This is a genomic window from Corynebacterium halotolerans YIM 70093 = DSM 44683 (assembly GCF_000341345.1).
Classification (GTDB): domain Bacteria; phylum Actinomycetota; class Actinomycetes; order Mycobacteriales; family Mycobacteriaceae; genus Corynebacterium; species Corynebacterium halotolerans.
This window is the reverse complement of record NC_020302.1, coordinates 940,967-962,108: the sequence shown is the minus strand read 5'-3', so window position 1 is coordinate 962,108 and position 21,142 is coordinate 940,967. Positions and strand designations below refer to the sequence as shown.

Sequence of the window (21,142 nt, the reverse complement as noted above, 5' to 3'; positions counted from 1 at the left end):
ACCCCGCCCTCCGCGGGTGCGGGAGGCGGGGTCGTCGTCAGCCGTGTTGTCAGCGGATGCCGAGCTTGGCGGTGCAGGCCGGCCACGCACCCCAGCCCTGCCCGGCCCGGACCTTCTCGGCGATGGCGATCTGCTGCTCGCGGGTGGCCTGGTCGGCGCTGGCCGCGTACTGGGTGCCGCCGTAGCCGGCCCAGGTGGACGGGGAGAACTGCAGTCCGCCCTGGTAGCCGTTGCCGGTGTTGATGGACCAGTTGCCGCCCGACTCGCACTGCGCGAGCCGGTCCCAGACGGAGCTGCCCGCGACCGCCGGGGCGGAGGCGGTGGGCTTCGGCTTGGTGCCGCGGGAGACCACGGCCGGCACGGCCTCGCGGACGACGGTTTCGTGGAGGATCTCTTCCCCCGTGACCTCGCCGTTGACCCTGGTGATCTTCTTCGTGACGTCCTTGAGGCCGGACTCGCCCCACTCGGTGATGGTCTCCTCGCCCTCCAGGGCGTCGGGATCCTCGACGTAGGTGGTGGGCACGTCGAAGGTCTCCTGCTCGGTGACCTCCTCGATCTCGATGCGCTTGATCTCGATCTTCGTGTCGTCGGTGACCGGGGCGTCGACGGCCGGGGTGACGATGTCGTGCCCGCCGAGCCCGATGTCGCGGGCCTCGAGGACATCACCGACGGTCTTCGCGGCGATGGAGGTGTAGGAGACCTTCCCGCCGTCGTCGATGGCGACGATCTTCGGGGTGGTCACCTCCAGGCGCATGCCCTCGATGACGGGGGTGTCCCCCTCCGCGGTGACCTCGGCGGCCGGGGTGATGCCCTCGAACTGGCCGAGGAGGTCCTCGACGGTCAGCGCGGTGGAGGTCAGGTCGGTCTCCTCGCCGTCGATGACCACGGCGACCGGCTTGGCGGTGCGCACGGTGATGGTCTCGTCGTCCGCGAGCGACTCCGACGGGGCCGGGTACACCAGGTCCTGGTCGCCGATCTCGACGCCGGCGGCCCGCAGCGCCCCCTCGACGTCGCCGGAGAACGTGCTCAGGGTGAGCTGCTCGCCGTTGACGTCGACGATGACGTCCTTCTGGGCGCCGACGGCGACGACGCCACCGACGAGCAGGGTGCCCAGGACGCCGCCGGTGGCCAGGCGCAGGGGCACGGAGGCGCTGTTGTTGATCCGCTTGATTCCTGAAGTGCTCTGAAGTCCCATGGGGAGTTTCTGTCTCGATCTCACTCGGTGTCGATCGGCCCCGCGTGCGTCGGGGACCGGTTCTCGGTACTGCTGGTCCGCTCTTCGGCGTTCTCGGCCGCGGGATACCCCCGAGGCGCTTCGAATAACGGTACGGTAACAGTTCCGCCTCGTCGAGTGGAATCGATACGCTCGAACCACAGCCGGAACACCGCTCCCTCCACTCCCGGCGGCTTCATTCACGCAGGGCAAACGGAAGTGTGATAATGGACACAATTACCGGACGGTTTGCCCGGACCGACCCTGATCGGGAGCACAGGTGCCGGCCGATCCGGCCGTCGGGGAGAACTTCGCGCAGGCGGGATCCCGGGGACGTCGAGGGCCGGTGACCGCGGGCGTTCAGCCGCGCACGTTCAGCCCGTAGACCTCGTCGAAGGTGGCGGACAGCTCCTCCGCCAGTTCCCCCGGATCCATGCCGCGGGCCTCGGCGACACAGTAGGCGGTGTGGCCGACGAGCGACGGCTCGTTGCGGGCGCCGCGGAAGGGCTCGGGCGTCATGTAGGGCGCGTCCGTCTCGATGAGCAACTGACCGGCGGGTGTGAGTCCGGCGGCCTCGCGCAGCTCCGTGTTGCGCTTGAAGGTGATGTTGCCCGCGAAGCTGAGGATGTAGCCCCGGTCGAGGGCCTCCTTCGCCACGTCCAGCGGGGAGGAGAAGCAGTGCAGGATGGTGTGCCGCGGGGTGGGCGCGTCGGCGAGCACGCGCATGAGGTCGGCGTCGGCCTCGCGGTTGTGGAGCATCAGCGCCTTGCCGGTCTCCACCGCCAGGTCGATGTGCCAGCGCAGCGCCTCCTCCTGGACGTCGAGCGGGGCCGTGCGGTCCGGTTCGTGGGTGATCCAGTAGGTGTCCAGGCCGGTCTCCCCCACCGCCACGCACCGCGGGTCGCGCGCCATCTCGGTCAGGCGCGCCTTCGCGGCGTCGTCCAGCTCGTGCGCGCGCGTCGGGTGAATCGCGCAGGCCGCGTACACCCGCTCGTGGTGCTGGGCGGCAGACAGGGCCAGCTCCGCCTCGGCCAGTCCGTCGCCGACGGTGCAGATCTTCTCCACGCCGGCGGACACCGCGCGATCCACGATCGCGGCGACCTCCTCCGGGGTGCGTGCCCCCGCTGAGGCGAGGTGGGTGTGGGCGTCGACGATCCCCGGGAGGGGATCCGCGGGCACGGGTGTCGGACGGGGCTTCTTCTTCGACATGGGTGCCGAGTGTACCGAGGGACCGGGGTCCTGACGCACCCGCCCGCGGATCACTAGCCTGGGGCCATGGCCACCAGTAACCAGACTCCCCTGCTCATCGACGCGGCGTGGCTCAACGACCACCTCGACGACCCGGACGTGGTGGTCCTCGACGCCGCCACCGCCTTCGGCACGCCACCGGCCGACGGCTCCGGCCGGGACATGTACCGCCGCGGCCACATCCCCGGCGCCGTCCACGCCGACCTGCTGGGCGAGCTGGCGGACGAGACCTCCGGGCTCAACGCCACCGCCCTGCCCTCCGAGCGCTTCGCTGAACGGATCGGCGCCCTGGGCGTCTCGGACGACTCCCACGTCATCGTCTACGACCACGGGCCGATGATGTGGGCCACCCGCCTGTGGTGGAACCTCCGGCTCGAGGGCCATGACCGGGTCTCCGTCCTCGACGGCGGTTTCCCCGCGTGGCAGGCCGCCGGGTACGAGGTGGACACCGGTGACGAAACCCCCACGGTCGCCACGTTCACCGCCCGCCGTCGGCCGGAACTCTACGCCGACCTGGAGCGGGTGCGCGCGGCCCTCGGGGACGACTCGGTCGTGCTCATCCACTCCCTCGACGCCGCGACCTTCACCGGGGAATCCGACGACTACGCCCGCCCGGGCCGCATCCCCGGCGCCGTCAACATCCCCTTTCAGACGCTGACCTCTGACGACGGCCGCGCCAAGGACCCGGACGAGACCCGACAGGGCTTCCTCCAGGCCGGTGCCCTCGACGAGGACAAGACCCCGATCACCTACTGCGGCGGCGGGATCGCCGCCACCTTCGAGGCCTTCCAGCTGGCCCGCCTCGGCCGCGACGACGTCGCCGTCTACGACGGTTCACTGACCGAGTGGACCGCCGACCCCTCCCTGCCGATGGAGACCGGCGAACAGCGCGGTTGAGCACTACGAGATCCTGCGCGGTCGTGGTGGCGGGTGCGGGAGACCTCCCGGCCCGGGGCTGACGGCACGTCCCGCCCCGCCTGCGGCACGGCCTAGACTTGGACCACCATGACCTCGCCCGCCGCCCTGATCACCGCCGCCGAGAAGACCTGGCCGGACCTGGACTACCGCGATCCCGCGATTCCCCGCCAGGGCATGGATCATCATGTCGCCGTCCTCGGCGACCACATCCTGCGCGCCTCCGTCACCGACGCCTACCGCGCCCAGGCCCCGACCGAGTCCGCGGTCCTCGCGGAACTCGCACCCCTGACCGACACCCGCCTGCCGCTCGTGCTGCGGCACACCGACGACTGGTCGTTCACCCTGCATCCGCTGATCCCGGGCCGGGCCCTCGACGCCGCACACTGGGGGCGGCTCCCCCGCTCCGAGCGCGGGCAGCTCACCGACCAGCTCGCCTCACTGCTGACCGCCCTGCACAGTCGGGACATTGCCGCTTCCCCCTACCGCGACGTCGAGCCCTGGTTCCACGGCCCCGCGCCGAACCCGGCGCCCCGCGCCCTGCCCGCCAAGGTGGACCTGCTGCGCGAACAGGTCACCGAACTCGACCTGGACCGGGAGGACCGCCGCGTCATCGGCGAAATCCTCGCGGGGATGGACGATCTCCTGGACCGTGCCCACCATGCCCACCGTGCCCGCCTGGTCCACGGCGACCTCTACCCCGCTCACCTGCTGTGGTCGTCCGGGCATGGCCTGGGCGCGATCGACTTCTCCGACATGAACCTCGGTGATCCGGCCGTCGATTTCGCGCACCTGTCGGACATCTCGCCGGAGCTGCCGGATGAGGTGCTGGCGCGCACGGGCCTGGACCACGACCCCGGCATCCTGGACCGGGCGTGGGCCTACAAGCGGTGGGACGCGGTGTTCCTGCTGGTCGACCACCTGCGCACCGGTCACACCGGTGCCGCGACCGCGCACTCCCTGTTCGACGCCGCCCGCCACCCGACCCGGCCGGGTGCGCGATGAGCGCGGACCTGTGGGAGGTGGTCTCCCGTCTCAGCCACGCCCGCTTCACTGACCTGACCCACCATTTCCGCCCCGGCCAGCCGAAGTTCGCCGCTGATCCGGATGCCAGGGTCACCCGGCTCGCCGACGCCGCGACGGACGGCTTCACCGTCGACCACTACTGCCTCGCCGGGCCCTGGGGAACGCATGTCGACGCCCCGTCGCACGCCGATCCGCACGGCCGCACCCTCGACGACATCCCGGTGCGCGATTCGCTCCTGCCGCTGGTGGTCATCGACCTCGCCACCGACGCCTCCGCGGACCCGGATCTGGTGGTCACCCGCGGACACCTCGCCGCCTGGGAGGAACGGCACGGGGCGATTCCCGCCGGCTCCTTCGTCGCCCTGCGCACCGGGTGGTCCGCCCGCTGGGCCGGCGGGGACATGCACAACCTCGACGCCGGGGGCATCCAGCACACCCCGGGCTGGGGCGTGGACGCCCTGGCACTCCTCCACGCCCGCGGGGTCACGGCCATCGGGCACGAGACCCTGGACGCCGACCCCGGCGCCAGGGTCAGCGCCGGGGAGTTTCCCGCCCAGCGGTGGTGGCTGGACCACGACCACTGGCAGATCGAGGCGTTGACGAACCTTGACCGGGTTCCGGCGACGGGCGCGCTGCTCATCGCCGCCTGGCCGGCACCGGTGGCGGGTGCCGCCTTCCCGGCGCGCGCGATCGCGGTCGTCGAACGGTAAGGGCCTGTCCCCCGGGTAGCCTGTGAATCCGCCCCACCAGGGCGGTGCCGCGCGGGAGCGGAAACCGCAGGCGCATTTCCTCCCAGCGAGATCATGACACGTCCACGGTCTCCGAACGGGGGCGTATACGTCTGCCACCCGACAGACACCCAGAAAAATACGCCCCCACCGAAACACAGACCCCCAAGGAGCTCGAGCATGCAGGACACCGAAGCGCCGGCCCCTGCCGCGTCCGGCCACCCGCGGGCACACCGCCGGTGGCCGGTCGCCGCGATCCTCGGCGCGGTCGTCGTCCTCGGTGTGGCCTGCCGCACCGCGGTGGCGGCCCAGGGCTGGTTCTACTGGGACGATCTGACCCTGCACGCGCAGGCCCGCGGCTACGATGCGCCCACCCTCGAGCTGCTGCTGACCGACCACGACGGCCACCTCATGCCCGCCGCCTGGGTGATCGAGTGGCTGCTGGCCACCCGGGCGCCGTTGAACTGGCCGGCGGCGGTGGCCACCCTGGGGCTGCTGCAGCTGGCCGCCGCCGCGGCCGTCGCCTGGGCGTGCCTCGTGCTGTGCCCCCGCGTCTCCCGTGTCACCGTCGCGGAGCGCGGCGTTCCGTTCCCCTGGGCTGCGGTGCCGCTGGTGGCCTACCTGTTCACCCCGCTGACGCTGCCCTCGACGACCTGGCTGGCGACCGCCGTGAACACCCTGCCCCTGCACGCCGCCCTGGCGCTGGTGTTCGCGCACTCGGTGCTCACCCTGCGCGAGCCCCACCGCGCCGGGCGCCACCTCACCGTGGCGGTGACCGCCCTGGTCGCCGGGCTCCTGTTCAGCGAGCGGGCGCTGTTCGCCGGACCCGCCGTGGTTCTCGCGCTCGTCTGTCTCGCCGCCGCCACCGGTTCGGTGCGCCGGCGCTGGCGCGGCATCGCCCGCACCGCCGCCACCCTCGCCGTGCCGACGCTCGCGTGGGCCGGGGTCTACCTCGCCGTCACCGGGGATCCCCGCACCGGGGACGGAACCACGGCGGCCCCCGACGCCACCGGCACGGCCGGGGCGGGGACGGGAGTGCTCGACCTCTTCGTCCACGGCTATGTCCACGCGTTGCTGCCGACGGCCGCGGGTGGGCCGTGGCACTGGGAGCGTTGGCACCCCAGCCCGCCGTGGGCCGCGCCGGGCCCGGCCGCGGTCGCCGCCGGTGCGCTCGTGGTGGCCGGGATCCTGGTCTGGACCGCCCGCCGCCACCCCCGCCATCTGCTCACCTGGCTGCCGGTGCTGGTCTATCCCCTGGCACCGCTCGCGGCGCTGGCCATCGCCCGCACCGGTCCGGGGACGTCCGTCGAGATCACCCAGACGCTGCGTCACTTCTCCGAGGTGGCGGTGCTCGGGGCCGTCACCCTCGCATTCCTGCTCGCGCATCCCCGGCCGGAGCGACGGACCCGGAGGATCTTCCGGTGGGCCGGGACGCTCGCGGCCGGACTGGTGGCGGTCTCCACCGCGGTGAGCACCGTGATCTACGCGCAGGTGTGGGCCGATCAGCCGGCGCGGGACTACTTCCACACCCTGCGCGGGGAACTGGCGGGGCGGGACGAACCCGTCTTCGACCAGGCCGTGGATCTCCACGTCCTGCTGCCGCTGGTCCACCCGTACAACATGCTCTCGAAGCTGATCGGTGGCCTGGAGGGCGTCCCGCCCTTCGAGCGGTGGACCACCGATCCGGTGCTCGTCGACGGTGACGGCCATCTCCGCCCGGCCGAGCTGGTCGCCATGCGCGCCACGGAGCCGGGATCCGGGCCCGGCTGCGGCACCCGCGTCGGACCCGAGGACACGGCCATCGCGGTCGACGGCCCCCTCCTGGAGCGCGACTGGGTGCTGCAGTTCAACTACTTCGCCGACCAGTCCGGCACGGTGGAGCTCGCCCTCGACGGTGAACCGGTGGAGATCCCCGTCGAGGCCGGGCTGTCGCAGGTGTACGTCTCGCTGTCCGGCGGCGGGCGGCAGCTGCACGTCACGCCCACTGACGGGGTCACGGAACTGTGCGTGGGGCGCAATCAGATCGGGGTGCTGGCTGTTCGCCGGTAGCGGACCCCCATGACCTCCCGGGCCGTCGGGACTACCCTGGTCCGCATGCGAATCCGACCCGCAGAGGACAAGGACATTCCCGCCATCACCGCGCTGCACAACTGGGCGATCCGGGAAACGGTCGCCCTGTTCCACGACGATCCCGTGGACGAGGCCGACCGGCGGCAGTGGCTCGACGACCGCAGGCGCAGGGGGTTCCCGGTCCTGGTCGCCGACGACGGGGAATTCTGCGGCTGGGCCAGCTACGGGCCCTTCCGCCCCTCCCCCGGCTACCGCCACACCGTCGAGAACTCCGTCTACGTCCACCCCGACGCCCACGGCAAGGGCGTGGGCAGCAAACTCATGACCGCGCTCATCGACGCCGCACGCGCCGACGACAGCGTCCACGCCGTCATCGCCACCATCGAGGGCGACAACATCGGCTCCCTGCGCCTGCACGAGAAACTGGGCTTCCGGGAGGTCGGGCGGCTACCCGAGGTCGGCCGCAAGTTCGACCGCTGGCTCGACCTGGCCTACCTGGAACTGATCGTCGACTGATCCCGGCCGACTAGCCCCGGCTGGCCAGGGCGAACGGCAGCACCTGCCGGCCGGTCTGCTCGGCCAGACGCGCACCGGCCACCGTCACCGACCACCCGGTGTCGATCAGGTCGGTGACCAGCAGGATCGGCCCCTCCCCCAGGCTCAGGCCCGTGATCGCCGACCAGTCCCAGTGCCCCAGCAGGCCGGTGACCCGGTAGGCGGAGTTCTGGGCCGTGACCTCCCCTGCCCCGGCGCGCACCGGCAGCAGCCCGCCGTAGTGCATCCGGCCCACCTCGGCGATGGCCGCGGCCGTCGCGGTGACCAGATCCGTGGTCGCCTCCTCCGTGCCCCCGAGTGCGATGACGGTGCCGGGGCGCTCATCCCAGTCCCAGTCGGCGAGAACGGCGACGATGCGTGTCAGCCACGGGTCCTGCCGCCAGGGCGAGGTGGGCCGCCAGGTCTTCTCCTCCAGCAGCCCGCGCAGGGCGGGACCCCGGGCGATGTCGTTGAGCCGGCCGAGCGCCCGCCCCTGCCCGAGGCCCGGGATCTTCCCCCGGACGCTGATGCCGGTGGGCCACTGGCGACGCGAGGCCACCCGCACGCCCGGGGCGGTGAGCCGCTCGGCCACGGCCGTCGACACGCGTGTCCCAGCGCCGGCCGGTGCAGTTGTCGCAGCGTCCGCAGTTTCCGGTGGCGGTGGCGTCGTCGAGCTGGTGGCGCAGGAAGAGCATGCGGCAGCCGGTGGTGTTCTCGTAGTCGAGCATGGCCCGCTGCTCGGCGGCACGGGCCTGCTCGAGGCCGCGGTAGCGCTCGGCGTCGTAGGTCCACGGTCTGCCCGTGGACACCCATCCGCCCTTCACGCGGCGGACGGCGCCGTCGACGTCGAGGACCTTGAGCACCTGCTCGAGGCGGGAGCGGGACAGATCCACCTGCGACTCGAGCCGGACCGTGGACTGCGGTTCCCCGGTCAGCGCGTCGAGCAGCCCGCGGACGGTGGCCTCGTCGGGGAAGGACACGGAGGCGAAGTAGGCCCAGATGTCACGGTCCTCCGCGCCCGGCAGCAGGATCACGTCCGCCCGGTCGGTGCCGCGGCCCGCGCGGCCGATCTGCTGGTAGTAGGACACCGGGGAGCCGGGCGCGCCGACGTGGATGACGAAGCCGAGGTCGGGTTTGTCGAAGCCCATGCCCAGCGCCGAGGTGGCCACCAGCGCCTTGAGCTCGTTGTCGATCAGCGCCTGCTCGAGGCGGGCGCGCTCCTCGGCCTCCGTGCGCCCGGTGTAGGCCGCGACGTTCCAACCCGCCGACTCGAGCGCCCCGGCGAGGTCCTCGGCCGCAGCGACGGTCAGGCAGTAGATGATGCCGGAGCCCTCCAGCTCGCCGAGGTGGGTGGCCAGCCACGCCGGCCGCCAGGTGGTGTCGGCCAGCTGGGCCACCGCCAGGTGCAGCGAGGCCCGGTCGAGCCCGCCGCGCAGCAGGCCGGTGTCGGTTCCCAGCTGGGCCCGGACGTCGGCGACGACCCGGTCATTGGCCGTCGCGGTCGTCGCCAGGACGGGCACGCCCGCGCGGAGATCGGCGAGCAGGTCGCGGATACGGCGGTAATCGGGGCGGAAGTCGTGTCCCCAGTCGGAGATGCAGTGTGCCTCGTCGACGACGATCATGCCGACGGTGGCCGCCAATGCGGGCAGCACCTCGTCCCGGAAGCCGGGGTTGTTGAGCCGCTCCGGGGAGATCAACAGCACGTCGACCTCGCCGGCGGCGACCCGGGCCTGGATCTCCTCCCACTCGGTCATGTTCGCGCTGTTGAGCGTGGCCGCCCGGATGCCGGCGCGCTCGGCGGCGGCGACCTGGTTGCGCATCAGCGCCAGCAGCGGGGAGATGATCAGCGACGCCCCGGCGCCGCGCCGGCGCAACAGCTTCGCCGCGATGAAGTACACCGCCGACTTGCCCCAGCCGGTGCGCTGGACGACGAGCATGCGGCGGCGGGCGTTGACGAGGGCGTTGATCGCCGTCCACTGATCATCGCGCAGCTGCGCCCCCTCCCCCGCGATTCCGGCGAGGAGCTGGTCGGCCTGGTCCCTGGTTGCCTCTGTGGTTGTCCCGTTGGTGGTCTGCATGCTGGTCTCCATGCCCTCCACCTAACACCAAGGCCCGGACACGAACAGCCGACCGGGGCGGAACAGGCGCTTACGCAGGGGATTCGGCCGCGTCGAGTTCGTCGTCGATGTAACCGGGGCGGCTGGCGCGGAAACCGATGACCGCCATGAGTCCCGCGGCCGCCATCAGGGTCAGCAGGATCGCCGACCACTCGCCGGTGGCCTGGTAGACCACGCCGACTAGGAAGGGGCCCAGGGCGGCGATGAAGTAACCGATCGGCTGGACGAAGCCCGAGAGCCGGGCGGTGACCAGAGGAGTGCGGCTGCGGGCGGGGATCAGGGCGATCGCCGTCGGGAAGCAGAAGCCGCCGAGGCCGAGCAGGAAGGCCCACAGCAGCGGGACCGTGTCGGCGGCGAAGTACAGGCCCAGGTAACCGGCGACGGCGAGTACCGAGAACAGCACGGGGAACACCGCGAGGTTGCGCACCCGGTCGATGATGACCGGCATGACCAGCCCACCGATGACGTTCAGCGCTCCGACGAGTGCCAGCGCAATGCTGCCCACCTCGGCGGAGACCCCCTTGTCCAGGTAGATCTGCGGCAGCCAGCCCATCTGGATGTAGGCGTTCATCGACTGCAGTCCGAAGAAGATCATGAGGAACACGGCCGTCGGAGACCGCCACAGCGAGACCTCCGCCCGCTTCGTCCCTGCCACGGCGCCGCCGGGCACCTCATCCGCCTCCGTCGCGGAGGGGAAGTCGAATCGGGCCCGGGCAACGACGAAACCCCACACCAGCACCTGGACGACGGCGAACCCGGCCCAGACGAACAGGGACCACCGCCAGGCGTCGGCACCCTCGAAGAGCAGCGAGCTCAGCGGGCCGAGCGCGCCGGAGAGCCCGAGAATCGATCCGTAGATGGTCATCAACGCCACGATGTGGCGCCCTCCGTGGTTCTTGATCCAGGCGGGCAGGAGCACGTTCGCCAACGCGATACCGGCCACCACCAGGGCCGTCAGCGCGATGAAGACCCAGATCCCGTCGACCCAGGGGCGCACCGCCAGGCCGATGAGCGTGAGCACCATACCCAGGGTCAGCGTCAGGCTCAGCCCCAGCCGACGTGCCAGCGGGACGGCGCACAGGCCCATGATGCCGAAGAAGAGCCCGGGCATGGCCGTCACCAGGCCCGCCAGCGAACCACTGGCGTCGAAGGCGGCGAGCACGTCGCTCAGCACCGGGCCGACCGAGGCGATACCGGCGCGCAGGTTGATCGCCGCCACGAACACGGCGACGAAGGCGAGCAGCGCCGGGATGACCCGGGGGATGCGGCGCTGCGTCGGGGAATCGGTCATGGCGGGGTCCTCATCTGTCCAGGGGTGGCACGTGCCGGTGCGGGAGGTGCCCCGCGCGTGCGGAAACGGAAAACAGCCGCCCGACCACCGTGAGGTGGTCGCGACAGCTGTCTCAAGGTTACGCCCCGGACGGGCCGGGGTGTCATTCTACTTCTGGACCGGGGCCCACTCCGGGCCGGTCTCGGCCAGCTCCGGATCCAGCTTCTGGATCAGCGGCTTCGGCTTGGCCAGCGGCGTGCCCGGCACGACGTCGATGCGCGCCCACTTCGCCTGTTGCACGGAGTAGTCGCCGGTGATGATCGGGTAGGTCTGGCCCTCCTGGGGCAGGCCCACCCCGACGAGGTCGACGGGCATCTCGTCGGTGACCTCGCGCACCTCCGGGGTGGCCGCCCACACGCCGTCCCGTCCCAGCGTCTCGTGGACCTGCTGTGCGATGTGCGGCAGGTAGGGGGTCAGCAGCACGTTGCAGTCGGAGACCACCTGCAGCGCGGTCCACAGCACGGTGGCCAGGCGCTCGCGCTTCGTCTCGTCCTTGGCCAGCTGCCACGGCTCCTGGTCGGCGATGTAGGCGTTGGCCTCGCCGACGACATGCATGGCGGCGGTGATGCCTGCCTTGAACTTGGACTGCTCGAGTGCCTCGGCGACGGTGCCGAAGGTCTCGGTGGCCAGGTCGAGGATCCTCTTGTCCGCGTCCTCGAGGGCACCCGGGGCCGGGACCTCGCCGAAGTTCTTGTTCGCCATGGACACGGTGCGGTTGACCAGGTTGCCCCAGCCGTTGGCCAGCTCGTTGTTCACGCGGCGGATGAACTCGTCCCAGGTGAAATCGGTGTCGGTGTTCTCCGGGCCGGCCACCGAGATGAAGTAGCGCAGCGGGTCGGGGCCGAACTCGGCGAGGAAGTCCTTGACGTAGATGACCACGCCCTTCGAGGAGGAGAACTTCGAGCCGGACATGGTCAGGAACTCACTGGAGACCACCTCCGTGGGCAGGTTGATCTCGCCGTAGGCGTGCGTCTTACCGCCCCTGGCGCCCTTGCCGGCGTAGCCGAGGAGCTCGGCGGGCCAGATCTGGGAGTGGAAGGTGATGTTGTCCTTGCCCATGAAGTAGTAACCGGCGGCCTTCGGGTCCTGCCACCACTTCTTCCAGGCCTCCGGCTCGCCGGAGCGCCAGGCCCACTCGATGGAGGCCGACAGGTAACCGATGACGGCGTCGAACCAGACGTAGAGCTTCTTGGCGCCGTTGTCCGACCAGCCCTCGACCGGGATCGGCACGCCCCAGTCGATGTCGCGGGTCATGGCGCGCGGGCGCAGGTCGTCCAGCAGGTTCAGCGAGAACTGCAGCACGTTGGGCCGCCAGTCCTCACGTCCGCGCAGCCACTGCCCCAGCGCGTCGGCCAGTGAGGGCAGGTCGAGCAGGAAGTGCTCGGTCTCCACGAAATCGGGGGTCTCACCGTTGATGCGCGACACCGGGTTGATCAGATCCGCCGGGTCGAGCTGGTTGCCGCAGTTGTCGCACTGGTCACCGCGGGCACCGTCGGCCCCGCAGATCGGGCAGGTGCCCTCGATGTAGCGGTCCGGCAGGGTGCGCCCCGTCGACGGGGAGACCGCACCCATGGTGGTCTCCTTGATCATGTAGCCGTTGTCGTGCAGACCACGGAACAGCTCCTGGACCACCGCGTAGTGGTTGCGGGTGGTGGTGCGGGTGAACAGGTCGTAGGACAGGCCGAGCCCGGCCAGATCCTCGACGATCTGCCGGTTGTAGCGGTCGGCCAGATCCTTGACGGACACGCCCTCCTTGTCCGCCTGCACCAGCAGCGGGGTGCCGTGCTCGTCGGTGCCCGAGATCATCAGGACGTCGTTTCCCGCCATTCGCTGGTAGCGGGCGAAGACATCGGAGGGCACACCGAAACCGGCGACGTGGCCGATGTGGCGGGGGCCGTTGGCATACGGCCAGGCGACGGATACAAGCACAGACTTTGTCATGCGCTCTACCTTAATTTATCGGCCGTGTCCCGGTCGGGTGACCCTGCCATGTGCGTCGGGGCGCCGTGTTCGACGTGTCCGGCGCGTGTCAGCTCCTCCGACAGCGCCGCCCGCAGCTGCTCCTCCGACAGCGGTGAGGCGGCCAGAGCCTGCCGGAACTGCCGCTGACCGGTGGGGGTCCCGGCCTCGCGGGCCAGGGCGAGCAGCCGTCGGCGACGCCCGGTCTCCTCGCGGATGGACGCGCGGCTGCGCAGCCACGCCAACGCGATGACCGCGATGAGGACGGCGCCCACGTAGCCCAGCACCGGGTAGACGTAGGCGACGAGCGTGCGGAATCCCGCGAAGCTCAGCGCGAAGCCGATGAGGCAGGAGGCGGCGAAGACCGGCCAGAACCGCTGCGGATGGCGGACCGTCAGGCGGCGGGCGAAGGCGTAGAACATCCCGACCGCGGTGTTGAAGATCATGCCGTAGATGACCACCGACATCACCACCCCGAGGACGGGGTGAATCTCGTTGACGAGGCTGAGCATCGGCATGTCGTCGTCACCGACCCGCGCGGAGCTGACGAAGAGCGCGATCGCGCTGCCGACGAGCAGGGCGCCGTAGACGATGCCGCCGAGCAGCCCGCCCCAGCCGGCCGAGCGCGGGTCGAACTGTGAGCCCCCGATGATGATGGCCATGGACACGCCGACCATCAGGTTGAAGCCGACGTAGTTGACCGCCGAGACCGTCCAGTGCGGCAGGGTGGTCGACAGCGAGGTCGAGGCCTGCTCCATCAGGTGGGCCGGGGTCGTGTTGGTTGTCAGCGCCCAGCTGATCGCGACGGCGAGGAAGACGATGATCAGCGGGGTGATCGCCCCGATGACCTGTGTGACCCGGTCGACGTCGAGCAGCCCGGCCAGCACCACCAGCACGAGCATGAGCAATGCGCCGGCCCACAGGGGGAACCCGAACTGCTGGTTGAGGTTGGATCCGGCGCCGGCGAACATGACCATGCCCGTGGAGAACAGGGTCACGAGCACGCCGATGTCGAGGGCGCGGGCGATCGCGGGGTGGGCGATGCGGTTGAGCACGGCGGAGTGGTCACCGGCCAGGAAGTAACTGCCCAGCTGCACGGCCGCCATCCCGGAGAGCATCATGACGGCGGCGGCCACGACGGCGCCGATAATGCCGAAGTTACCGAAGGCCACGAAGTACTGCAGCACCTCCTGCCCGCTGGCGAACCCGGCGCCGACGATGAGGCCCACGAAGGCCATGGCGGTGATGGCGACACGTTTGATCATAATGACAGGAAATGCTACTGCCCGGGCACCCCGGAACAGAATCCATTTGCGCCGGAAATCAAAAACGGGGGCCATATCCCGTCTCTGGGACACGACCCCCGCAGGAGCACCGGGCTCCGGTTCGGGGTCAGCGGCGGGCGCGTCGCGCGTCGCGGTCGCGGGCCGCCTGGCGGCGGGCTTTGAGCCTCTCCCGGCGCTGGCGCTGTTCATGAATACGGCGCTCACGTGCCAGCTTCGTGCCAAAGGCCTGCTGCGAACGGTAGTCGAGGTAGATCACGTCATTGCGCAGGTCCTTCAGAATCGCGAGCATCAGGAGGATGATGATGACCAGGAAGGGGCTGGCGGCGACGATGGTCACGTTCTGCAGGCTGTTCAGGGCGTTATCACCGCCGGTGACCAGAAGCATCAGGCCGACGGCCGCGGTGAGCAGACCCCAGGCGGCCGATACCCACGGCGTGGCGTCGGAACGGCCGTTCTGGGACATCGATCCCATGACGGTGGACGCGGAGTCCGCCGAGGTGATGAAGAAGGTGCCCAGCAGGATAACGGCGATGATGCTGACGATGGCGCCGCCCGGCAGTTCCTGGAGCAGGTTGAACAGCTGGGTCTCGGCGGATCCGTCGCCCCAGATGGAGTTGCCCTCCTGCTCGAAGATGATGGCGGTGCCACCGAAGATCGCGAACCATACGGTGGACACGCCGGCCGGAACGAGCAGGACACCGAGCAGGAATTCGCGGATGGAGCGACCGCGGGAGATACGCGCCAGGAACATGCCGACGAACGGCGACCAGGAGATCCACCAGGCCCAGTAGAAGATGGTCCAGCTGGACAGCCAGTCGCCGGCGGTGCCGTCGGCGAAGACCGCGGTGCGGGAGGCCATCTCGAAGAACTGCGACAGGTAGGCGCCGATCGAGCCCGGCAGGAGGTTGAGCACGGACACCGTCGGGCCGAGAACGAAGACGAAAATCGCCAGCAGGGCCGCCAGCACCATGTTGAAGTTGGAGATGTACTGGATACCCTTACCCACACCCGACATGGCCGAGATCAGGAAGGCCAGGGTGAGCACGGAGACGATGCCCACGATGGTCCAGGTGCCGGGATCATCGACAATGCCGGCGCCCTGTAGACCGGCGCCGATCTGCAGGGCACCCAGGCCGAGAGAACAGGCGGTGCCGAAGACGGTGGCGAAGATCGCGAGGATGTCAATGATCTTGCCCAACCAGCCGTCGGCGCCTTTCTGACCGATCAGCGGGATGAACGCGGAGGACAGCAGCTGTTTACGTCCCAGACGGAAGGTTGAGTAGGCGATGGCCAGGCCGACAATCCCGTAGATGGCCCACGGGTGCAGCGTCCAGTGGAACATCGCCGAGGCCATGGCGGTGACGACCTCATTCGGCTCGTGGCCGGGCACCCCGTCACGGTAGAAGGTCAACGGCTCGGCGGCACCGTAGAACATCAGGCCGATGCCCATACCGGCGGCGAACATCATCGCGATCCACGAGACCGTGCGGAATTCCGGGGCCTCATCGACCGCGCCGAGTTTGATCGTGCCGAAGTTGCTGACCGCGATCACGAGGACGAACGCGACGAAGATCGTGCCGAAGAGGACGAACGCCCACCCGAAGTTGCCCACCACGAAATTCAGGGCCACCGTGGCGGCGTTGGAGAAGCTGTCCCCGCCGAGCAGTCCCCAGAGGACCACCGCGAGCACGATCACGCCGGCGGGGATGATCACCGTCCAGTCGAGCTTCGCGTCCTTGGCCTCAGCCGACAGGACGATATTCTCATCCTCGCGGTCGAGCTCCTCGCCCACCACCGCTGAGTTGGACAGCAGCGTGGCCAGCTGTTCGGTCGCCGAGGTCTCAGCCAGTCGCTCCACCACGGCGGGGTCGCCGGTGCGGGCCTCTTCCGCGCTCGCGACCTCCGGGGAAGCCAGATCATCGGACGAATCTGGGACCCCCGATGAGCGGGCCCGGGCAGAACCGGAATTGGACTCAGGATTAGTCATGCCTACCACCATCCGCCAGGGCATACGGCTTTTCAAATGGAACGCGGCCAATTCAGCGCCAGGCCGCGGCTCTTTCATCTGGACTTTATCGAACTGTAACAGCAAGTTTAACCAGGTGATCGGGAGAAACCCACACGATCAGATCACATGATGTTAACGATTTCGCCCGATCGGAACTTTTTCTGTCTCATTTTCGGGACCCTCGGGTGGTTCGCGCCCGGACCGCCTGCCGGCGGGCCCTGCGCTCCTCCTGCTCCAGGTGCTTGTCGTGCAGACGGCGTTCACGGGCCAGCTTCACCGCGAACTCCTGCTGGGAACGGTAGTCGAGGTAGATGACGTCATTGCGCAGATCCTTGACGATGGCGACCATCAGACAGATGAGGATGATGAGGAACGGCGCCGTAACGGTGATGGTGACGTTCTGGAGGTTGTTCAGCACGTCATCGCCGCCCGTGACCAGCATCGTCATGCCGACGGCCGCGGTGAGTACGCCCCAGGTGGCCGAGACCCACGGGTTGGCGTCGGAGCGCCCGCTCTGGGACAGCGATCCCATCACCGTGGACGCGGAATCCGCCGAGGTGATGAAGAACGTGGCCAGCAGGACCATCGCGGCGATGCCGGCGATGTAGCCGCCCGGAAGTTCGTGCAGCATCGCGAACAGCTGCTCCTCCGCATTCCCGTCGCCGTAGATGGAGTGCCCCTCCCGCTCGAGGGTGATGGCGGTGCCGCCCATGATCGCGAACCAGACGGTGGACACGCCGGAGGGGATCAGCAGGACGCCGAGCAGGAATTCGCGGATGGAGCGGCCGCGGGAGATACGTGCCAGGAACATTCCGACGAACGGGGTCCAGGAGGTCCACCAGGCCCAGTAGAAGATGGTCCAGCTGCCCAGCCAGGCGGCGGTCTCCTCGCCCCCGCTGCTCCCGGTGCGGGAGGCCATCTCGAAGAACTGGGACATGTACGCACCGATCGACCCTGGAATAAGGTCGAGAACAGCCACGGTGGGGCCGAGGATGAAGACGAAGATCGCCAGCAGCGCCGCGAGGATGATGTTGAAGTTGGAGATGTACTGGATACCCTTGCCGACACCCGACAGTGCGGAGAGGATGAAGGCGAGGGTGAGCACGGAGACGACGCCGAGGATGACGCTCATGCTCGGATCCTCGACGATGCCCGCGGCGTCCATGCCCGCGCCGATCTGCAGGGCGCCGATGCCCAGGGAGCAGGCGGTGCCGAAGACGGTGGCGATGATCGACAGCATGTCGATGAGCTTGCCCAGCCACCCCTCGGCCCGCTTCTCCCCGATCAGCGGCACGAAGGCGGAGCTGATCAGCTGCTTGCGGCCGAGGCGGAAGGTCGAGTACGCGATCGCCAGGCCGACGATGGCGTACAGCGCCCACGGGTGCAGCGTCCAGTGGAACATCGCCGAGGCCATGGACGCACTCACGTCACCGGTGCCGTATCCCGGCACCCCGTCGCGGAAGAAGAACAGCGGCTCGGAGGCGCCGTAGAACATCAGGCCGATGCCCATACCGGCGGCGAACATCATCGCGATCCACGAGATCGTGCGGAACTCCGGGGCCTCATCCGACGCACCGAGTTTGATCGTGCCGAATCGGCTCAGCGCCACGACCAGGACGAAGGCGACGAACACGGTACTGAACAGCACGAACGCCCAACCGAAATCGGTGACGACCGTATTCAGGCCCGCCGCCGCGAACGAGGAGAAGGACTCCGGCGCCAGCAGCCCCCAGCCGACGATCGCGAGGATGATCGCGGCCGCCGGGAGGACCACGGCCCACTGGATGGGGCTGTCCTTGGCCTCGGACTGGAGGATGACCGTGTCGTCGTCTCGTTCGAGCTGCCCCTCGACGACATCGGGCTGGGAGAGCATGGTGGCGAGCTTCTCGGTCGCCGAGGTCTCGGACTGCTGGCCCTTCCCGGGCTGCCGGGCCTCCTCGGGCACCGGTTCGACGGACTCATCGGGTTTCCGGTCGTCGGCTGCACCGCGTCCCGGTTCTGAAGTAGTCATGCCGGTCACCTTTCGGCAGAACGGGGGTTCCCGCCAAATCGAATCCCATGCCTCCGGACTGATTCTGGCCGGTGGCTCCAGCGGCGTGACCACCCTGCAAATGGGTATTTTCCCAGCGTACAGCGGAAAAGGTTCGGCGGCAGGTCACGAAGGTGTAACAATTCCTCCGGTGCTCTCCGTTACCGCGCGGCCAGCACCGCCTCATAGAGCTCCCGGTTCGACACTCCCCTACCGGCGGCGATCTGTTTGCAGGCATCCTTGAGCCGCATGCCGTCGGCGACGAGTGCCTCGACCACGGGCACCAGCGAGGCGACGTTGACGTCATCGGCGGAACCGCCCTCGAGGACGACGGTGATCTCGCCCCTGACACCGGCGGCCGCCCACTCCGCCAGCTCCGGCAGGGTGTCGCGGCGAACCTCCTCGTACATCTTCGTCAGTTCGCGGCACACCGCCGCCCGCCGATCCGGGCCGAGGATCTCCGCGGCCTCCGCCAGCGTCTCGGCGAGCCGGTGCGGGGACTCGAAGAAGCAGGCGGCGCGCTCCTCGGTGCGCAGGGACTCCAGCCACTCCCGGCGCGCCCCGGCCTTGCGCGGGGCGAAACCGTCGAAGAGGAAGCGGCCGACCGGCAACCCGGACAGCGCCAGCGCGGTGGGCACGGCCGAGGGCCCGGGGAAACAGGTGACGGGCACCCCCGCGTCGTGGGCGGCATCGACCAGGGAGAAGCCCGGGTCGGAGACCAGCGGCATGCCGGCGTCGGTGACCACGACGACGGTGCCGCTGCGTGCGGCGTTGATAAGCTGCCGGGCCCGGCCCTCCTCGTTGTGGTCGAAATTGGACAGCACCCGCCCGCGGATCCCGACGCCGAGGGCACTCGCCAGGGAGCGCACACGCCGGGTGTCCTCGGCGGCGACAATGTCGGCTCCGGCGAGGGCCTGCCGCAGGCGCGGGGAGGCGTCGTCGATGTTGCCGAGCGGGGTGGCGGCGAGGATGACCCCGCGTGGCAGTGGGGTGGCGGAATCGGGCGTTGACATACCCCCAGCATGACACAGGCCGCCCGGGAGCCAGGTCGTGTCCTAGACTCGACCGGGTGAGTACCGCCGCCCAGTCCACCAGGAAAGCCCGCCGGGCCCGCCGCGCCCGGCACGCGCCCCCGGTGCTGGCCCCGGTCCCGCCGGCGCCGCGTCCCTTCCGCTGGACGCGTGCCGACACGGTGAGCACGCTGGTCATCGCCGTCCTCGCCTTCTTCACCCGCTTCGTGGGGCTGACCAGCGCGGTGTCCTCCGGCACCCCGGTCTTCGATGAGAAGCACTACGTGCCGCAGGCCTGGGACATGGTCCGTTCGCAGGTCAACCCCTTGATCGGTGGGATTGAATCGAACCCCGGTTACGGGCTGGTGGTCCATCCGCCGCTGGGCAAGCAGTTGATCGCCTACGGCGAGATGATCTTCGGCTACACCCCGCTGGGCTGGCGGGTGATGGTCGCGCTGTTCGGGTCGCTGACGGTGGTGTTCACGATGGCGCTGGCGCGACGGATCTCCCATTCCTGGCAGGTGGCCACCTTCGCGGGGGTGCTCGCCGTGTTCGACGGTGTGCTGCTGGTCAGCTCCCGGTTCGGCATGCTCGACATCTTCCAGGTGTTCTTCATCGTGGCCGCCGCCTGGGCCCTGGCCCGCGACCATCAGCAGGTCCGCGAGCGGTTCCACCACGCGTGGGTCAACGGACTGATGGGCGTCAGCGCCTTCGGTCCGCGTCTGGGATTCCGGTGGTGGCGTTTCACCGCCGGTGTTCTCCTCGGGCTCGCCCTGGGGGTGAAGTGGTCGGGGCTGTACTACATCGCCTTCTTCGGGTTGATGAGCGTGTTCCTGGACCTGGCGCTGCGGCGGCGCTACGGGGTGCGCCGGTACGTCACCGGCACGCTGGTGCGCGACACGCTCCCGGCACTCGGCTCGCTGGTGGTGGTCCCGGCGCTGCTCTACCTGTGGGCGTGGCGGGCGTGGTTCGCCTCCGAGACCTCCGTGTACCGGCACGCGGCCACCGACGGCACCATCGCCCCGGACTCCTGGCTGAACCTGCTGCCCGACACGGTTGCCGGGTGGCTGCACTATCACCTGTCGGTGCTGGAGTTCCACGCCTCGTTGACCACCTCCGCGGGCCATTCCCACCCCTGGGACTCCAAGCCCTGGTCCTGGCTGGTGGGCGCCCGCCCCATCCTGTACTTCTCCTCCACGGAGCTGGAGTGCGGGGCGGAGACCTGCCGCCGGATGATCTTCCTCTTCGGCACCCCGGCGATCTGGTGGGTGACGGTGCCCGCCCTGCTGTGGGGGCTGTGGTGCCTGCTCATCCGCCGCGACCGCCGCTTCCTCATCCCGCTCGTGGCCTTCACCGCCGGTTTCCTGCCCTGGCTGGTCGGCTACGACCGGCAGATGTACTTCTTCTACGCCGCCGCCCTGGCCCCCTTCACCATCTGCCTCATCGCGCTGGCGCTGGGGCAGCTCACGGGGGCCGGCAGGCCGGTGCCCCGGCTGTGGCTGCGCCGGCTGGCGGGTGGCCCCGTGCCGTGGGGGACGTTGCTGGTGATCGTCTACCTGGCCCTGGTCGTGGCGATGTTCTGCTACTGGTCGCCGATTCTCTACGGCTACATGATCCCTGACAGCGTCTACCACTCGATCATGTGGCTGCCCAGCTGGACGTGACCCGG

At 69.7% G+C, this 21,142-nt stretch carries 14 protein-coding genes and 1 pseudogene; 6 read left to right on the top strand and 9 right to left on the bottom strand.

Features of this window, described 5'->3' with window-relative positions; all coding sequences use genetic code 11:
- Positions 1-49 precede the first annotated feature (49 nt).
- Together A605_RS04555 and A605_RS04550 are read right to left on the bottom strand one after the other, a co-directional pair.
- Positions 50-1,195, bottom strand: a complete 1,146-nt coding sequence (locus tag A605_RS04555; RefSeq protein ID WP_015400328.1) for a resuscitation-promoting factor — start codon at positions 1,193-1,195, stop codon at positions 50-52.
- 378 nt (positions 1,196-1,573) lie between these two features.
- Entirely contained in the window at positions 1,574-2,422 is an 849-nt protein-coding gene (locus A605_RS04550; protein ID WP_015400327.1) for a TatD family hydrolase, read from the bottom strand.
- Between the two features lie 66 nt (positions 2,423-2,488).
- Between A605_RS04550 and A605_RS04545 the strand changes: the two genes are divergently transcribed.
- The 5 genes from A605_RS04545 to A605_RS04525 all read left to right on the top strand — a co-directional run bounded on the left by A605_RS04545 (position 2,489) and on the right by A605_RS04525 (position 7,716).
- Positions 2,489-3,358, top strand: a complete 870-nt coding sequence (locus A605_RS04545; protein WP_015400326.1) for a sulfurtransferase — start codon at positions 2,489-2,491, stop codon at positions 3,356-3,358.
- 108 nt (positions 3,359-3,466) lie between these two features.
- Positions 3,467-4,381 carry a phosphotransferase family protein gene (locus tag A605_RS14760; RefSeq protein ID WP_015400325.1) on the top strand — a complete coding sequence of 305 codons (915 nt, stop codon included), beginning with the start codon at positions 3,467-3,469 and terminating at the stop codon, positions 4,379-4,381.
- Entirely contained in the window at positions 4,378-5,112 is a 735-nt protein-coding gene (locus A605_RS04535; RefSeq protein ID WP_015400324.1) for a cyclase family protein, read from the top strand. The genes A605_RS14760 and A605_RS04535 overlap by 4 nt, the downstream gene beginning before the upstream one ends.
- 198 nt (positions 5,113-5,310) lie before the next feature.
- The gene (locus A605_RS04530) at positions 5,311-7,179 is read left to right on the top strand and encodes a hypothetical protein (RefSeq protein WP_015400323.1); all 1,869 of its coding nucleotides are present in this window, start codon (positions 5,311-5,313) and stop codon (positions 7,177-7,179) included.
- A 45-nt stretch (positions 7,180-7,224) separates the two neighbouring features.
- On the top strand, positions 7,225-7,716 hold the full coding sequence (locus tag A605_RS04525) for a GNAT family N-acetyltransferase (protein WP_027004485.1): 492 nt from the start codon (positions 7,225-7,227) through the stop codon (positions 7,714-7,716).
- A gap of 10 nt (positions 7,717-7,726) precedes the next feature.
- Here the strand turns inward: A605_RS04525 and A605_RS04520 are convergent.
- The 7 genes and pseudogenes from A605_RS04520 to rsmI all read right to left on the bottom strand — a co-directional run bounded on the left by A605_RS04520 (position 7,727) and on the right by rsmI (position 19,476).
- Positions 7,727-9,812 (bottom strand): annotated as a pseudogene (locus tag A605_RS04520) (RecQ family ATP-dependent DNA helicase).
- Positions 9,813-9,882: 70 nt separating this feature from the next.
- Positions 9,883-11,142: an MFS transporter gene (locus A605_RS04515; protein WP_015400321.1), complete on the bottom strand. Its 1,260-nt coding sequence runs from the start codon at positions 11,140-11,142 to the stop codon at positions 9,883-9,885.
- A 147-nt stretch (positions 11,143-11,289) separates the two neighbouring features.
- Positions 11,290-13,122 carry a methionine--tRNA ligase gene (gene metG, locus A605_RS04510; RefSeq protein ID WP_015400320.1) on the bottom strand — a complete coding sequence of 611 codons (1,833 nt, stop codon included), beginning with the start codon at positions 13,120-13,122 and terminating at the stop codon, positions 11,290-11,292.
- 5 nt (positions 13,123-13,127) lie between these two features.
- Positions 13,128-14,405: a YkvI family membrane protein gene (locus A605_RS04505; protein WP_015400319.1), complete on the bottom strand. Its 1,278-nt coding sequence runs from the start codon at positions 14,403-14,405 to the stop codon at positions 13,128-13,130.
- Between the two features lie 127 nt (positions 14,406-14,532).
- Positions 14,533-16,413 (bottom strand): BCCT family transporter, encoded by a 1,881-nt coding sequence (locus A605_RS04500; protein WP_149029380.1) that lies wholly within the window; start codon positions 16,411-16,413, stop codon positions 14,533-14,535.
- 187 nt (positions 16,414-16,600) lie between these two features.
- The gene (locus A605_RS04495) at positions 16,601-18,445 is read right to left on the bottom strand and encodes a BCCT family transporter (protein WP_015400317.1); all 1,845 of its coding nucleotides are present in this window, start codon (positions 18,443-18,445) and stop codon (positions 16,601-16,603) included.
- A 179-nt stretch (positions 18,446-18,624) separates the two neighbouring features.
- Complete coding sequence (gene rsmI / locus A605_RS04490; protein ID WP_015400316.1) at positions 18,625-19,476, bottom strand: 16S rRNA (cytidine(1402)-2'-O)-methyltransferase; 852 nt, start codon at positions 19,474-19,476, stop codon at positions 18,625-18,627.
- A gap of 122 nt (positions 19,477-19,598) precedes the next feature.
- On the opposite strand from rsmI, the gene A605_RS04485 reads away from it, so the two are divergent.
- Positions 19,599-21,137, top strand: a complete 1,539-nt coding sequence (locus A605_RS04485) for a dolichyl-phosphate-mannose--protein mannosyltransferase (protein ID WP_042440293.1) — start codon at positions 19,599-19,601, stop codon at positions 21,135-21,137.
- Positions 21,138-21,142: the final 5 nt, after the last annotated feature.

What these genes read in the sequence shown, in the direction of transcription:
- A605_RS04555 (WP_015400328.1), bottom strand. Translation starts at nt 1,195, where the DNA reads ATGGGACTTCAGAGCACTTCAGGAATCAAGCGGATCAACAACAGCGCC.
- A605_RS04550 (WP_015400327.1), bottom strand. Translation starts at nt 2,422, where the DNA reads ATGTCGAAGAAGAAGCCCCGTCCGACACCCGTGCCCGCGGATCCCCTC.
- A605_RS04545 (WP_015400326.1), top strand. Translation starts at nt 2,489, where the DNA reads ATGGCCACCAGTAACCAGACTCCCCTGCTCATCGACGCGGCGTGGCTC.
- A605_RS14760 (WP_015400325.1), top strand. Translation starts at nt 3,467, where the DNA reads ATGACCTCGCCCGCCGCCCTGATCACCGCCGCCGAGAAGACCTGGCCG.
- A605_RS04535 (WP_015400324.1), top strand. Translation starts at nt 4,378, where the DNA reads ATGAGCGCGGACCTGTGGGAGGTGGTCTCCCGTCTCAGCCACGCCCGC.
- A605_RS04530 (WP_015400323.1), top strand. Translation starts at nt 5,311, where the DNA reads ATGCAGGACACCGAAGCGCCGGCCCCTGCCGCGTCCGGCCACCCGCGG.
- A605_RS04525 (WP_027004485.1), top strand. Translation starts at nt 7,225, where the DNA reads ATGCGAATCCGACCCGCAGAGGACAAGGACATTCCCGCCATCACCGCG.
- A605_RS04515 (WP_015400321.1), bottom strand. Translation starts at nt 11,142, where the DNA reads ATGACCGATTCCCCGACGCAGCGCCGCATCCCCCGGGTCATCCCGGCG.
- metG (WP_015400320.1), bottom strand. Translation starts at nt 13,122, where the DNA reads ATGACAAAGTCTGTGCTTGTATCCGTCGCCTGGCCGTATGCCAACGGC.
- A605_RS04505 (WP_015400319.1), bottom strand. Translation starts at nt 14,405, where the DNA reads ATGATCAAACGTGTCGCCATCACCGCCATGGCCTTCGTGGGCCTCATC.
- A605_RS04500 (WP_149029380.1), bottom strand. Translation starts at nt 16,413, where the DNA reads ATGACTAATCCTGAGTCCAATTCCGGTTCTGCCCGGGCCCGCTCATCG.
- A605_RS04495 (WP_015400317.1), bottom strand. Translation starts at nt 18,445, where the DNA reads ATGACTACTTCAGAACCGGGACGCGGTGCAGCCGACGACCGGAAACCC.
- rsmI (WP_015400316.1), bottom strand. Translation starts at nt 19,476, where the DNA reads ATGTCAACGCCCGATTCCGCCACCCCACTGCCACGCGGGGTCATCCTC.